Source organism: Microbacterium sp. SORGH_AS_0505 (genome assembly GCF_030818715.1).
In the GTDB taxonomy this organism is placed as follows: domain Bacteria; phylum Actinomycetota; class Actinomycetes; order Actinomycetales; family Microbacteriaceae; genus Microbacterium.
This window is the reverse complement of record NZ_JAUTAT010000001.1, coordinates 705,229-718,583: the sequence shown is the minus strand read 5'-3', so window position 1 is coordinate 718,583 and position 13,355 is coordinate 705,229. Positions and strand designations below refer to the sequence as shown.

General features: G+C 70.8%; 12 protein-coding genes and 1 pseudogene. 6 read left to right on the top strand and 7 right to left on the bottom strand.

Annotated elements, in window-relative coordinates; translation table 11 throughout:
- The first annotated feature begins 4 nt into the window (after positions 1-4).
- Entirely contained in the window at positions 5-808 is an 804-nt protein-coding gene (locus QE428_RS03535) for a MerR family transcriptional regulator (protein WP_307463094.1), read from the top strand.
- 175 nt (positions 809-983) lie between these two features.
- Here the strand turns inward: QE428_RS03535 and purU are convergent, their stop codons facing one another.
- From purU to QE428_RS03520, 3 genes are all read right to left on the bottom strand, one after another.
- A complete protein-coding gene (gene purU / locus QE428_RS03530; RefSeq protein ID WP_307463092.1) occupies positions 984-1,862 on the bottom strand; it encodes a formyltetrahydrofolate deformylase in 879 nt (292 codons plus the stop codon).
- A 56-nt stretch (positions 1,863-1,918) separates the two neighbouring features.
- Positions 1,919-3,403, bottom strand: a complete 1,485-nt coding sequence (locus tag QE428_RS03525) for a peptide MFS transporter (protein ID WP_307463087.1) — start codon at positions 3,401-3,403, stop codon at positions 1,919-1,921.
- A 66-nt stretch (positions 3,404-3,469) separates the two neighbouring features.
- Positions 3,470-5,188 carry a long-chain-fatty-acid--CoA ligase gene (locus QE428_RS03520; protein WP_307463085.1) on the bottom strand — a complete coding sequence of 573 codons (1,719 nt, stop codon included), beginning with the start codon at positions 5,186-5,188 and terminating at the stop codon, positions 3,470-3,472.
- 105 nt (positions 5,189-5,293) lie between these two features.
- Between QE428_RS03520 and QE428_RS03515 the strand changes: the two genes are divergently transcribed.
- The gene (locus tag QE428_RS03515) at positions 5,294-6,187 is read left to right on the top strand and encodes a WcbI family polysaccharide biosynthesis putative acetyltransferase (RefSeq protein WP_091357088.1); all 894 of its coding nucleotides are present in this window, start codon (positions 5,294-5,296) and stop codon (positions 6,185-6,187) included.
- An 18-nt stretch (positions 6,188-6,205) separates the two neighbouring features.
- Entirely contained in the window at positions 6,206-6,901 is a 696-nt protein-coding gene (locus QE428_RS03510) for a GNAT family N-acetyltransferase (RefSeq protein WP_091357085.1), read from the top strand.
- 5 nt (positions 6,902-6,906) lie between these two features.
- Here the strand turns inward: QE428_RS03510 and QE428_RS03505 are convergent, their stop codons facing one another.
- Positions 6,907-8,088, bottom strand: a complete 1,182-nt coding sequence (locus QE428_RS03505; protein ID WP_091357081.1) for a cobalamin-independent methionine synthase II family protein — start codon at positions 8,086-8,088, stop codon at positions 6,907-6,909.
- A gap of 65 nt (positions 8,089-8,153) precedes the next feature.
- Here QE428_RS03505 and menC point away from each other — a divergent pair, with 65 nt between their 5' ends.
- On the top strand, positions 8,154-9,287 hold the full coding sequence (gene menC / locus QE428_RS03500) for an o-succinylbenzoate synthase (protein WP_307463081.1): 1,134 nt from the start codon (positions 8,154-8,156) through the stop codon (positions 9,285-9,287).
- Between the two features lie 6 nt (positions 9,288-9,293).
- Here the strand turns inward: menC and QE428_RS03495 are convergent, their stop codons facing one another.
- Positions 9,294-9,563 (bottom strand): hypothetical protein, encoded by a 270-nt coding sequence (locus QE428_RS03495; protein ID WP_091357074.1) that lies wholly within the window; start codon positions 9,561-9,563, stop codon positions 9,294-9,296.
- A gap of 64 nt (positions 9,564-9,627) precedes the next feature.
- Between QE428_RS03495 and QE428_RS14690 the strand changes: the two are divergent.
- Both QE428_RS14690 and QE428_RS03490 read left to right on the top strand, forming a co-directional pair.
- Positions 9,628-10,020, top strand: a pseudogene (locus tag QE428_RS14690) (MFS transporter); the annotation flags it as partial.
- Between the two features lie 40 nt (positions 10,021-10,060).
- The gene (locus QE428_RS03490) at positions 10,061-10,882 is read left to right on the top strand and encodes an MFS transporter (RefSeq protein ID WP_373457690.1); all 822 of its coding nucleotides are present in this window, start codon (positions 10,061-10,063) and stop codon (positions 10,880-10,882) included.
- 124 nt (positions 10,883-11,006) lie between these two features.
- On the opposite strand, the gene QE428_RS03485 is transcribed toward QE428_RS03490, so the two are convergent.
- Both QE428_RS03485 and QE428_RS03480 read right to left on the bottom strand, forming a co-directional pair.
- Positions 11,007-12,407 carry an MFS transporter gene (locus QE428_RS03485; RefSeq protein WP_091357066.1) on the bottom strand — a complete coding sequence of 467 codons (1,401 nt, stop codon included), beginning with the start codon at positions 12,405-12,407 and terminating at the stop codon, positions 11,007-11,009.
- Between the two features lie 77 nt (positions 12,408-12,484).
- Positions 12,485-13,285 (bottom strand): SDR family oxidoreductase, encoded by an 801-nt coding sequence (locus tag QE428_RS03480; protein WP_091357062.1) that lies wholly within the window; start codon positions 13,283-13,285, stop codon positions 12,485-12,487.
- Positions 13,286-13,355 lie beyond the last annotated feature (70 nt).

Genomic DNA, 13,355 nt, shown 5'->3' with positions numbered 1-13,355 from the left:
CACCATGTTGAGTATCGGAGAGTTCGCCCGCCTCGCCGGCGTCTCGGTGCGGATGCTGCGTCACTACGACCAGCTCGGTCTGCTGCGCCCGCAGCGAGTGGACCCCTTCTCGGGATACCGCTCCTACGCCGCGTCGCAGTTGGACCGCGCCAATCGACTGGTCGCGCTGAAGGGCCTCGGCTTCACGCTGGAGCAGGTCGGCGTCATGCTCGACGACGGGATGTCGTCGAGCGAGGTCGCCGTGCTCCTGCGCGAGCGGCGGGTCGAGCTCGCGGCCCAGATCGATGCGGACCGGCAGCGCCTGCACGAAGTCGAGACGAGACTCCGATCGATCGAGAAGGAGAATCCCATGTCCGAGTACACCGAGGGGGCGCTGCCCGAGCTGACGATCGTGCAGCTGTCGGCGAAGGTGGACGAGATGTCGCAGATCGAAGGGGAGATCGGCGGCATGTTCGAGCGCGTCGGCGTGATGATCGAGGCGTCGGGTGCGACGCGCGTCGGTCCGGGCGTCGCCGTCTACACGACGGTCGACGACGGCATGATCGCCGCGGCGGCGGAGCAGATCGGCGATGCGCCCGTGCCCGATGGACTCGCGCGCGCGGTGGTGCCGCGGCATCCGCGTGCCGTCTCCACCCGCTTCGACGCGGCCGACCTCAGCGGCATCCAGGCCGCGTGGCAGGCGCTCGTCGCCGAGATCGAGCGCCGCGGGCTGCGGTTCGACGGCCCGGCACGCGAGATCTACGAGCAGACGCCCTACGACGGTCCCGGCTCGCGCTGGGTCATCGACCTGCAGCAGCCCGTCGCCTGACGAGCCGTTTCCGGGGACGCGATCTGTCGCCTGGCACGGAGCGCAACGACCGTTCGCGTCCCCGGATCGCGGCCTCATCGCGTTCCGGGGACGCTACGTGTCGCCCGAACTCGACCCGAGCGACTATTCGCGTCCCTCGAACGCCCCGCGGAACCCGCGCCCCCGCGCCCCCGCGTCAGAAGACGATCGTGTGGTTCCCATGCCGGATGACGCGGTCCTCGGCGTGCCAGCGCACCGCGCGGGAAAGCACCTGTCGCTCGACGTCGGCGCCGCGTCGCACGAGCTCGGCGGTCGTGTCGGCGTGGGTCACGCGGATCGTGTCCTGCTCGATGATCGGGCCCTCGTCGAGGTCGCCGGTGACGTAGTGGCTCGTCGCGCCGATGAGCTTCACGCCGCGCTCCTTCGCCTTGCGGTACGGCTCGGCGCCGATGAAGGCGGGCAGGAACGAGTGGTGGATGTTGATGACCGGAACGCCGAGCTCGGCGAGGAACTGCGGCGACAGGATCTGCATGTACCGGGCGAGCACGACGAAGTCGACGTTGCCCTTGAGCAGCTCGAGGATCTTCGCCTCGGATGCCGACTTGTCGGGACCCGGCGTCGACGGCACGTGGAAGAACGGCACCCCGAACGAGCGGACGTCGTCAGCCGACGTCGCGTGGTTCGACACGACCATCGGCACCGTGATGGGCAGCTCGCCGCGGCGGTTGCGCCACAGCAGGTCGAGCAGGCAGTGGTCCTGCTTCGACGACAGGATCGCCATGCGCTTGGGCACCGACTGATCGGTGAGCGACCACTCCAGGTCGAACGGAGCGAGCGTGTCGGCGATCTCGGTCTCGATCGCGGGGCGCTGACCTGCGAAGCCGGGCCGGTGGAACACGACGCGCTGGAAGTAGGCGCCGCCACGGGGGTCGTCCGAGTACTGGTCGAACTGGACGATGTTGCCGCCGATCCGCGTGATCATCGCCGAGACCGCGGCGATGATGCCGGGGCTGTCCTTGCCGTGCACGATGAGGCAGGCGTGGTCGGGGTGGAGCTGCGACACGGGCGAAGTCATCCCTCGATTCTGCCCTGTGCGGTGACGGATGCCGACCGCGTGACGCGCGGCATCCGTCAGCGCACGCCCTTCATGAGCGACAGCACGGGCTTCACGCACACCAGCAGCAGCACGCCCATCGCGATCGAGATCCCGCCGAGTGTCGCGAAGTAGGGCACCTCGTTGTCCGGGTTGTAGAGGGTCGCGAGCTGGCCGGCGACGGCGGTGCCGAGCGACACCGACAGGAAGAAGAGCGCGACCATCTGCGTCTGGAAACGTTCCGGCGCGAGCTTGGTCGCCGCCGACAGGCCGACGGGCGAGAGCATCAGCTCGGCGACCGTGAAGACGAAGAGGATGCCGACGATCGCCAGCAGCGGCGTCGAGTTCGCCCCGCCGCCCGAGAACGGCAGGAAGAGCAGGAACGCGACACCCATGACAGCGACGCCGAGCGCGAACTTCACCGGCGTCGACGGCTGACGCGAACCGAGCTTCGACCAGACGGCGGTGAAGACGCCCGCGAGCAGGATGATGAACACCGGGTTGATCGACTGCACCCACGGGATCGGCATCTCCCACCCGAACAGGATCCGATCCAGACGCTCGGCCGAGTACAGCGTCACCACCGTGAACTGCTGCTGGTACAGCGACCAGAAGACGACCGAGGTGAGGAACAGCGGCAGGAAGCCCCACACCCGACTGCGCTCCTGCGCCGTGATCTGCCGGCTCAGCAGGATCACCGCGAAGTAGGCGATCGCCGCGACGATGACCGCACCGATCACGATCAGCGCGAGGTTGTCGGCGCGGATGACGCCGGTCAGGACCAGGACGACGATGATCACGACGGCGGCGACGCCGATCCCTGCGAACAGCGGGTAGCGCCCGCGCGGCAGCGGGTTCGGCACGATGCGTGCCTCGGCGGGCAGGCTCCGGCGTCCGAACGAGTACTGCGTGAGGCCCAGCGCCATGCCGAGGGCGGCGAGCCCGAAGCCCCAGTGGAACCCGAGCGTCGACTGCAGCAAGCCGGTCAGCAGGGGACCGGCGAACGCGCCGAGGTTGATGCCGAGGTAGAACAGCGAGAAACCGGCATCCCGTCGGGAATCGTCGGCGGCGTAGAGGGTGCCGACGACGCTCGTGGCGGTCGCCTTGAGCCCGCCCGACCCGAAGGCGACGAGGATCAGACCGACGGTCACGCCCGCGAAGCCGGGGAGCAGTGCGAGGGCGATGTGCCCCGCCATGATGACGATCGCGCTGAGGAACAGCACGCGTTCGGCGCCCAGGATGCGGTCGGCGATCCAGGCCCCGAGGACGGTCGAGAGGTAGACCGCACCGCCGTAGGCGCCGACGATGCTCGCCGCGACCGTCTGGTCGACGCCGAGACCTCCGTCGGTGACCGAGAAGTACAGGTATAGCAGCAGGATGCCCTGCATGCCGTAGAAGCTGAAGCGCTCCCACATCTCGACGCCGAACACGTGCGCGAGCGCGAACGGCTGACCGAAGAATCGGGTGTCGCGCGCTGCGGTGTCGTCGGAGGACGGGAGGTCGACGGGAGGTACGTTCCGCATTCGTCCCAGGCTAGGCACGGGTCCTGGACAGGGCACCCAGGTTGTGCGGCGTCGGCCGCGGGTGTATCAGTCCTCGTCGACGGCGGCGCGGGTGGCGTGGCGGTCCGCGAGCAGGGTGTCGCGGACGCGGCGGCGGAGCACCTTGCCGATGAGGGACTTCGGCAGCTCCTCCCAGACGACGTAGGTCGTCGGCCGCTTGTACTCTGCGAGGCGCTCGCGGGCGAGCTCGCGCGCGGCGGCCTCGTCGAACGTCGCGCCGTCCTCCAGGACGACGACGGCCGTGACGACCTCGGCGCCGCCGCCGCGGGGGATGCCGACGACCGCGGTCTCGGCGACGCCCGGCGTTCCGGACACGACCTGCTCGACCTCGGACGGCGCGACGTTGAAGCCGCCCGTGATGATGAGCTCCTTCTTGCGGTCGACGACCGTGACGAAGCCGTCCGCGTCCTGCTGCACGAGGTCGCCGGTGCGCACCCAGCCGCCCTCGAGGAGGGTCGCGGCGGTCTCCTTCGGGCGGTTCCAATACCCGGCGAAGACCTGCGGTCCGTGGATGAGGAGCTCGCCGGTCTCGCCCTGCGCGACCTCGCGGGTCGGCTCGTCGGGGTCGACGACCTTGATGTCGGTGGAGGGGAACGGGATGCCGATGGCCCCGATGCGGCGCGACTCGTCGAACGGGTTGGCCAGGGCGATGGGGCTCGTCTCGGTGAGGCCGTACCCCTCGTTGAGCATGCTGCCCGCGAGCTTCTCCCAGCGCGAGACGACGGCCGGGGTCAGGGTCATCGCCCCCGAGATGGAGTACACGACGCGGCTGAGGTCGAGGTCGCGGTCGCGGGCGACCCGGGCCAACCGGTCGAACATCGGTGGGACGGCGGGGATGAACGTCGGCGGGAACCGCTTCGCGGCATCCACCACCAGCTCGGGGTCGAACGTGGGGAACAGCACGGCGCGCGACCCGGTCTCGACGGAATAGATGATCGACAGCAGCAGGCCGAAGGAGTGGAACATCGGCAGCAACCCGTAGATGCTGCCCTCGCCGTGGCGGAACTCCGGCATCCACGCGGCGCCCATGCGGGCGTTCGCCCACAGATTGCCGTGGCTGATCATGGCGCCCTTAGGGTCGCCCGTCGTGCCCGAGGTGTACTGCAGGCAGGCGAGGTCGTCGCGCCCCGGCCGGGGGTGCCCCACGGCGATGGGCGCGGAGCTCTCGAGCCGCGTGAACGGGATCGTGCCGGGCGCGGCCGCCGTCAGCTTGGCACGCGACTCCCGGGCCTTCGCGACGGGCAGGCGCAGCAGCATCCGGGTCTTCAGCGGCATCGCCGTGGTCACGTCGACCGAGATGACGTGGCGGATGCCGAGCTCGGCCGGCAGCGACTGCACGAGCGGCGCGACCTTGTCCCACGCGATGACGGTGCGGGCGCCGTGGTCGCGAAACTGCACCTCGAGCTCGTCCCGCGTGTAGAGCGGGTTGTGCTCGACGACGACCGCGCCGAGCCGAAGCACGGCGTAGAACGCGATGACGTGCTGCGGGGCGTTCGGCATGATCAACGCGACGCGGTCACCGGCGCCGATCCCGAGCTTCCGCAGCCCCTCGGCGACGCGCGCGACCCGCGAGCCGAGCTCGCCGTAGGTCACCGCCCGTCCGAAGAACGCGATCGCATCGCGCTCGCCGTACTGACGCACGCGTTCGTCGAGCAGGTCGACGAGCGACCCCGTCACGGGTTCGATGTCGACCGGCGTGCCGGCGGCGTAGAAGCGGTTCCAGGCGCGTGTCTCGTTCAGCTGCACGGCGACGATCCTAGGTCTCGGGGGTGTCGTACGCGTGCCCTTGCCCGACATGTGCCCGCGCGCAAGCGGGTGGCCGGGGCGAGCGGCGCCTGCGACGCTCGAGGCATGACCGACGATGCGCTCACCGCCCGCCGCGCCCACTACGCCGGCTTCTTCGGCGACCTTCCCCGCACGGACTACGGCGTCGTCGTCGGCAACTGCCAGGCCGAATCGGTGCGCCTCGTGCTCGACTCCGACGACCTGACGCTCCTGCGCGTCCCTCCGGTGTACGAAATGGATGCCGCCGAGGCGGCACGCCTGCACGAGGTGCTCGCCGGCGCCTCGGTGCTCATCGCGCAGCCGGTGAAGGACGATTATCACGACCTTCCGCTGGGGACTCGGCAGCTCGCGGCATCCCTTCCCGCATCGGGTCGCGCGGTCACCTTCCCGGTCGTCCGCTTCTCGGGCCTCTACCCGTTCCAGGCCGTCCTGCACGTGCCGGGGACGGAGGAGGATCCGCCGGTCGTCGCGTACCACGACGTCCGCACGCTCGCCGAGGCGGGCGGCATCCCCGTTCGCGACACGCTGGGCGCCGAGGCCGTCCGAGCCGAGGCAGCCGACTCGATCGCCGAGCTCGCGCGACGCGAGCAGCAGCTCGACGTCGGGGTCTCGGACCTGTTCGCGGCGCCGGGCTTCGACCTCGTTCGCACCGTGAACCATCCGGGAAACCCTGTGATCCTCGCGATCGGCGACCGCGTGCTGCAGGCCCTCGGTCGACCGGGCGCGGCGATCGATCCCGGCCGGCCCCTGCTGGACGCCGTCCACGCGCCGCGCGAGGACTGGGTCATCGACGCGTGGGGTCTCGACGCCGTGCCCGAGCCGGTGTGGCGGGTGAACGGGGATCTCGTCGATCCGGCCGAGATCCGCGAGGCGCACCTCGAGTGGTATCGCCAGAACCCCGGCTTCGTCCGCGGCGCGCTCGAGCGACTCCGACCGACCCTCGAGCGCTGGCGGCGCTGACCGGCGTAGCGTGGCGGGATGGCTGACGCGCTCGACATCCGCGAACTGCACACGATCGACGAGATGGTCGCCGCGAGCGGCGTCTTCGAGGCGGTCTGGGGTTCTCCGGATGGGGGGATGCCGCCGAACCTGCTGCGCGCGTTGGAGCACTCGGGCAACTACGTCGTCGGTGTCTTCGACGGCGAGCGCATGGTCGCGGCATCCGCTGCCTTCTTCGGGCCGCCGTCATCACGCAGCATGCATTCGCACGTGACGGGCGTCCTGCCCGAGGCGCAGGCGCGGGGCATCGGCCGCGCGCTCAAGGCGCACCAGCGCGAGTGGGCGTTCGCGCGCGACGTCGGCACCATCACGTGGACGTTCGATCCGCTCATCGCCCGGAACGCCCACTTCAACCTCGAGGTCCTCGGCGCGCGGGTCACCGACTACCTCGTCGACCACTATGGCGACATGGGCGACGCGATCAACAGCGGCGACGAGAGCGATCGGCTGCACGTGGCGTGGCACCTCGCGTCGCCCGTCCCGACACCCGAGGCATCCGATGTGGTCGCGTCGGTCGCGATCCCGACCGACATCGAGGCACTCCGCCGGGAGGATCCGGATGCCGCGGCTCGCCTCCGCCGCGAGGTCCGCGATGCGTTCCGGGCGCAGCTCGACGCCGGCCTCGCCGTGGGCGGCTTCCGCACCGGCGAGGGCTACCTGTTCGTCCGAAGCTGACTGGTTCAGCCCGCCCGGCGCGCACCTTCACCGAGCGACTCGAGCTTCGCCCATGCGATGTCGGGGTGGATGCGGCCCCCGAGGCCGCAGTCGGTCGAGGCGATGACGCGCTCGGCGCCGACGATGTCGGTGTAGCGGCGGATGCGCTGCGCGACGAGGTCGGGGTGCTCGACGACGTTGGTCGCGTGGCTGACGACGCCCGGGACGAGGACGAGGTCGTCGGGGATCGCTGCATCGGCCCAGACGGCGAACTCGTGCTCGTGGCGGACGTTGCCGGCCTCGAACGAGATCGACCCGACGTTCGCCTCGAGGACGACGTCGAGGATGTCCTTCAGCTCGACGTCGGTCGTGTGCGGTCCGTGCCATGAGCCCCAACACAGGTGCAGGCGCACCTGCTCCTTCGGGAGGCCCTCGATCGCCCGGTTGATCGCCTCGATCCGGATGCGGGTGAACGCCTGGTAGTCGGCGAGCGAGGGCTCTGGGTCGATCTGGTCGAAGTTCTCGGCCAACGACGGGTCGTCGAGCTGGAGGATGAGACCCGCATCGGTGATGGCCCGGTACTCCTCGCGGAGGGCGTCGGCCCACGCGTCGATGTGCTCCTGCTCGGTCGCGTAGTAGTCGTTGTGCACGCGCGCGGCCGACCCGGGGGCGATTGCCGTGAGGAAGCCGCGCTCGCCGTCGCGGAGCGCCGCAGTGAGGTTGCGGATGTCGGCGGCCACCGCGTCGTGGCCGCGGTAGGAGATCGGACCCGTCGTGGTCGGGAACGCCGACGCGATGCGGCCGGTCTCGACGGCCTCGGCGTACACCGCGGGGAACCGCTGGCGGTCGCGGCGACCGAGGAAGCTCGTGAGACGGATGTTCCCCGGGGTGGAGAGGACGGGAGGCTCGGTGAAGGCGTTGACCTCGGTGAGCGACAGCCCCGCGACCCGCTGGAAGGAGTATCCCCACCAGGCGCCGTAGTCGACCGGGTTCGTCATCGCCTTGCCGAACTCCCCGTCGCCGACGAGGGTGATGCCCGCGGCGCGCTGGCGCTCGACGACGTCGGCCACGGCGCGCGCGGTCAGTTCCTCCGCCTCGGCACTCGGCAGCAGGGTGAAGCCGTCGTCGGCGAACGCGCGCGCGGCGTTCGCCTCGATCAGCGCGGTCGAGCGGGGAAGGCTTCCGGAGGTGGTCGTCGCGAGGGGCATCGCCCGAGTCTAGGAAGTCGTCGCCGTCGATGCACCCAGGCAGCAATGGCCCGTAACCTGACCCCATGCCGCTCACCCAGCACGCCGCGTCCGTCCGTCTCGAGGAGATCGAGCTGCGGGTGCTCCGGATCCCGCTCGTCGCCCCGTTCACGACGTCGTTCGGCACCATGGCCGACCGCGAGGTCATCGTCGTGCGTGCGAAGACCGACGCGGGCGAGGGATGGGGAGAGATCGTCACCCAGAGTGCGCCGGTGTACTCCAGCGAGTACACGCAGGGCGCGTGGGACGTCACGACGCGCTGGCTCGGCCCGGCGCTCCTGCAGCGCGGGACGCTCGCGCCCGAGGACGTCGCGGGTGTTCTCGAATCGTTCGTCGGCCACCGGATGGCGAAGGCGGGACTCGAGCTCGCCCTGCTCGACGCCGCCCTTCGCGGGGAGGGGCGTTCGTTCGCGTCGTACCTCGGCGGGACGGCGGCGACGATCCCCTCAGGGGTGAGCGTCGGCATCCAATCGGATCCGGCGGCTCTCGTCGAGACCGTCCGCGGATACCTCGACGAGGGATACGTGCGGATCAAGATCAAGATCAAACCCGGCCGCGACATCGCCGAGACGGATGCCGTCCGCACAGCGTTTCCCGACATCCCGCTGCAGGTGGACGCGAACTCCGCCTACACGCTCGCCGACGCCGACACGCTCGCGCAGCTCGACCGGTTCGGCCTGCTGCTCATCGAGCAGCCGCTGCAGGAGGACGACCTCGTCGACCACGCCGCACTCGCGCAGCAGCTGAAGACGCCCGTCTGCCTCGACGAGTCGATCACCTCGGTGAAGGCCGCGCGCGACGCGCTCGCGCTCGGCGCGACGACGGTCATCAACGTCAAGGCGGGCCGTGTCGGCGGGTACCTCGAGGCGCTCCGCATCGCCGACCTCTGCGCGTCGGCCGGGATCCCGGTCTGGTGCGGCGGCATGCTCGAGACCGGGATCGGCCGCGCCGCGAACGCCGCGCTCGCCGCGCACCCCGCGTTCACGCTGCCGGGCGACGTCTCGGCATCCGCTCGGTTCTACGACCGTGACATCGTGACGGAACCCGTGGTCCTGGAGGACGGGCACGTGCGCGTGCCGACGGGTCCGGGGCTCGGTGTCGAGGTCGACCTCGACGCGGTCGAGGCGTTCACCGTGGCGCGCGAGACGCTGCGACGGTGAGGCGCGTCACCAGATGACGCCGCCGCCGATCGAGATGCCGCCCCAGGTCAGCAGCACGAAGATCGCGGCGAAGACGACCGGGCCGATGCCCTTGCCGCTGCGGGCGAGTCCCTTGAAGAGGGCGATGACGGCCAGGATCGCCGCGACGATCGACAGGCCGCCGCCGACGAAGAACCCGATGAACAGCGGGATCGGCATGAGGATGAGGCCTGCGAGACCGACCCAGAAGGCAGCCCAGGCGGTCGGGTTGGAACGGCGTTCGGTGGCGTAGGACATGACTCCATCCTGACGGGCGGTGCCGGGCTCCGCGACGGGGCTGTCCCGAATCGCGTGGCGTGATATGGCCGCGCCGGCCGGTGATGCAGCGCCCTACGCTCGAAGGATGACCACGTCGACCGCGCCCGTCCCGACCACAGCGATGGCCGCACCGCGGTTCCCGTTCGGCGCGCTCCTGCTGCTGAGCTTCGCGGTCTTCGTCACGGTGACGGCGGAGTCCCTGCCCGCGGGGCTCCTCCCCGAGATGGTCGAGGGCCTGCAGACCGACCCGCTGGGGGTCGGGCTCCTCATCTCGGTCTGGGCGCTGACGGTGATCGTCACGAGCGTCCCGCTCGCCCGTCTCACCGCTCGGTTCGACCGGCGCCTCGTGGCCGGCGGCGCGCTCGCCGTGTTCGCCGTCGCGAATGCTGCGACCGCACTGGCACCGACCTATGAGGCCGCGGTGGCCACCCGCATCGCCGCGGGCGTGGCGCACGGCCTGTTCTGGGCCATCGTCATTGTCTACGCGACCTCGCTGCTGGCCTCCGTCGCACCTGGGTCGTGGCCTCGCCCTGGTCACGGCCGGAGGGACCGTCGCCACCCTCGCGGGACTCCCGGCGGGCACGCTCATCGCGCAGCTCCTGTCGTGGCGATGGGCCTTCGGTGCGCTGGCGGCCGTCGCGCTCGTCCTGGCGGTGATCATCCTCATTCGTCTGCCCCGCAGAGTGCCCGAACCCGCGCTCCTGCGCGCGGATCGACCTCGAGGTGCGGATGCCTCGCTCGTCCCCATCTTGCTGTTCGCCGCGGCCTCGCTCGTGTTCGCGCTCGGGCAGTTCGCGACCTTCACCTACGTCCGGCCTCTGCTCGAGGTGTCGGCCGGGGTGCCCGAGGCGCAGGTGCCGCTCCTACTCTTCGCCTACGGTGCCGCGGGTCTCGCCGGCGTCGCCGTGGCCGGGCCGCTCGCCGACCACTGGCCGCGGGCCTCGCTCGTGATCATCCTCGCGGGGCTGGTGGCGGCCTTCGGCATCCTGACCCTCGCGGCCGACACCCCGCTCGTGTACGTCGCACTCGCAGGGTGGGGATTCGCGATCGGCGCGTTCTTCCCCCTGCAGTCCTCGCTGCTCATGCGCATCGCGACCGACCGCACCCGCACCCTCGCGAGCGCGGGCACCGTCGTGACCTTCAACGTCGGCATCGCGGTCGGCCCCTGGCTCGGCGATCTCGTGGGCGGAGCCGCTCAGCCGACCGCGGCCACGGCGCTCTCGGGCGGCGCCGTCCTCGTCTCGCTTCTGCTCGTGGTCGCGGCCGTCGTCCGCGGCTTCCGGCGCTCCGACGCGTAAGCGGATGCAGGGGATCCTCGGCGACACGCCGGGGGAGGGACGGATGCCGCGGCGTGCCGCCCGGCATCCCTTGCATCCCGCGACGGTCGCCCGCGGTGCGGGCTGGGTCAGCGGGGCGGTTCCGTCAGCGGGGCATCGAGGGCCGCGCCTCGTGCGGGTCGCGGCGCTGCGGGATGAACAGGGCGACGCCCAGGGCGATCACGGCGGCGCCGAGTCCGAGGGCGAACGAGAGCTGGAACGCGGCCGGGGTGGGAACGGCAACCCCGCCCCTGTCGACCGAGAGCGCAGCGAGCACCGCGCCGACGACGGCGGCCGCGATCGACGTGCCGAGCGAGCGGAACAGGGCGTTCAGCCCGTTCGACGCACCGGTCTCGTGCTGCGGCACCGATCGCATGATGAGCATCGGCATGCCGGCGTACCCGAAGCCGATGCCGACGCCGATGAGCAGGTTCGCGACCAGCAGGTGCCAGACCTCCGACGCCCACAGCAGCGAGTAGCCGTATGCCAGGATGAGCGCGCTCGCTCCCATGATCAACAGGACCCGCGGACCGATCGTCCGTGCGAGGCGACCCGAGAACGGCGACAGCACCATCATCACGAGCCCGGCGGGCATGACGATGAAGCTCGCCTGGACGAGGGTGAGACCGAAACCGCCGACGGATGCCGGCAGCTCCAGCATCTGCGGATACGACACGTTCGAGGCGAAGAGAGAGAAGCCCATCGCCACCGAGGCGAGGTTCGTGAGCAGCACGGCGGGCCGGGCCGCGACCCGCAGATCGAGGAGCGGCTCGCGGATGCGGAGCTCGAACCAGCCCCACACGAGCAGAACGGCGAGTCCGCCGAGGCCGAGGGCGAGGGTCGCAGGCGAAGCCCAGCCCCACTCGTTGCCGCGCGACACCGCGAGCAGGACGCCGGTGAGGCCGATGGCGAGGCCCACGGCGCCCGCGAAGTCGAATCGTCCGGCCGTCCGCAGGACGCTCGCCGGCACGACGGTGGCGACGAGGACGAAGACGACCGCACCGAGCCCTGCGGCCATCCAGAAGAGGACGTGCCAGTCGCTCGTCTCGGTGATGATCGCGCTGACGGGCATGCCGACGGCGCCACCGACGCCGAGCGTCGCGGACATCAGGGCGATCGCGGCATCCACCCGGTCCTCGTGCAGCACGTCGCGCATGATCGAGATGCCGAGGGGGACGACCCCGGTCACGGCGCCCTGCAGTGCTCGCCCGACGATGATGCCGCCGATCGAGGGCGAGAGGGCGGCGATGACCGACCCCACGATGAGGAGTCCGAGCAGGACCAGGACGATGCGACGCTTGCCGTACATGTCGCCGAGACGCCCCGCGATGGGCGTCGAGACCGCCGCCGCGAGGAGCGTCGCCGTCACGACCCACGCGGTGTCCTCACGACTGGCGTTCAGTAGCTCAGGGAGCTTCGACTGGATCGGCACGACGAGCGTGAACATGAACGACGACGCGAGACCCGCGATCGCCAGGACTGCGACGATCGCGCCCTGTCGTGGCATCCGGGTGAGTCTGCGTCTGTCGTCCGGAGCCATCCCTCCAGGTTATCCCCGGCGGGGTGTCGGAGACGCGCCGCGGATCAGCCGGCGGAGCGCCACGCGTCCGACTCCAGGTGCGAGCCCGCCTGCGGGCCCATCTGGAGCATGCCGCCGTCGACCACCCACGTCGCCCCGGTCACGTACGACGACGCGGGCGAGGCGAGGAAGGCGACGACGTCGGCGATCTCCTCCGGCTTTCCGGGGCGGGGGATCGGGATGCCGGGGCGATGCGTGTTCTCCGCGTCCTCGGCATCCATGTCGTTGATGGGCGTCGCGATCTCGCCGGGGGCTACGGAGTTGACCGTGATGCCCTTCGCGCCGAGCTCCTGAGCCATCGTCTTCACGAGTCCCTCGAGACCGTGCTTGGACGCGACGTACGCGGCGGAGCCGACGCGGGGCTGCGAGCCGTGCACGCTCGTGACGGCGATGATGCGCCCCTCCTCGCCGGAGTCGGCCATGAGGGTCGCCGCCGTGTGCATACCGACGAAGGCGCCGTCGAGGTTGAGGCCGACAACCGTACGCCAGCCGTCGATGTCCATGTCGAGGAACGGGCCGCCGGTGCCGCCGCCCGCGTTGTTCACGAAGACGTCGAGGCCGCCGAGTTCGTCAGCGAGATGGCGGATCACCCCGGGCACGGACTCGAGGTCGGTCGCGTCGAACTGCGCGACGACGGCCTTCCTTCCGCGACGGCGCACCTCCTCCGCCGTGCCGTTGGCGCCCTCCTCGTCGGAGTGCCACGTGACGCCGACGTCCATTCCCGCGTCGGCCAGGGCGAGAGCGGTCGCCCGTCCGATCCCGGAGTCGGAGGCGGTCACGATGGCGCGGCGAGGAGAGAAGGTCATGGCTCGACGCTACGAAGCGGGCAGCCGGCCCGGCACCGGGTTGACAGCCCCGCGGCCGCGGACGTATCGG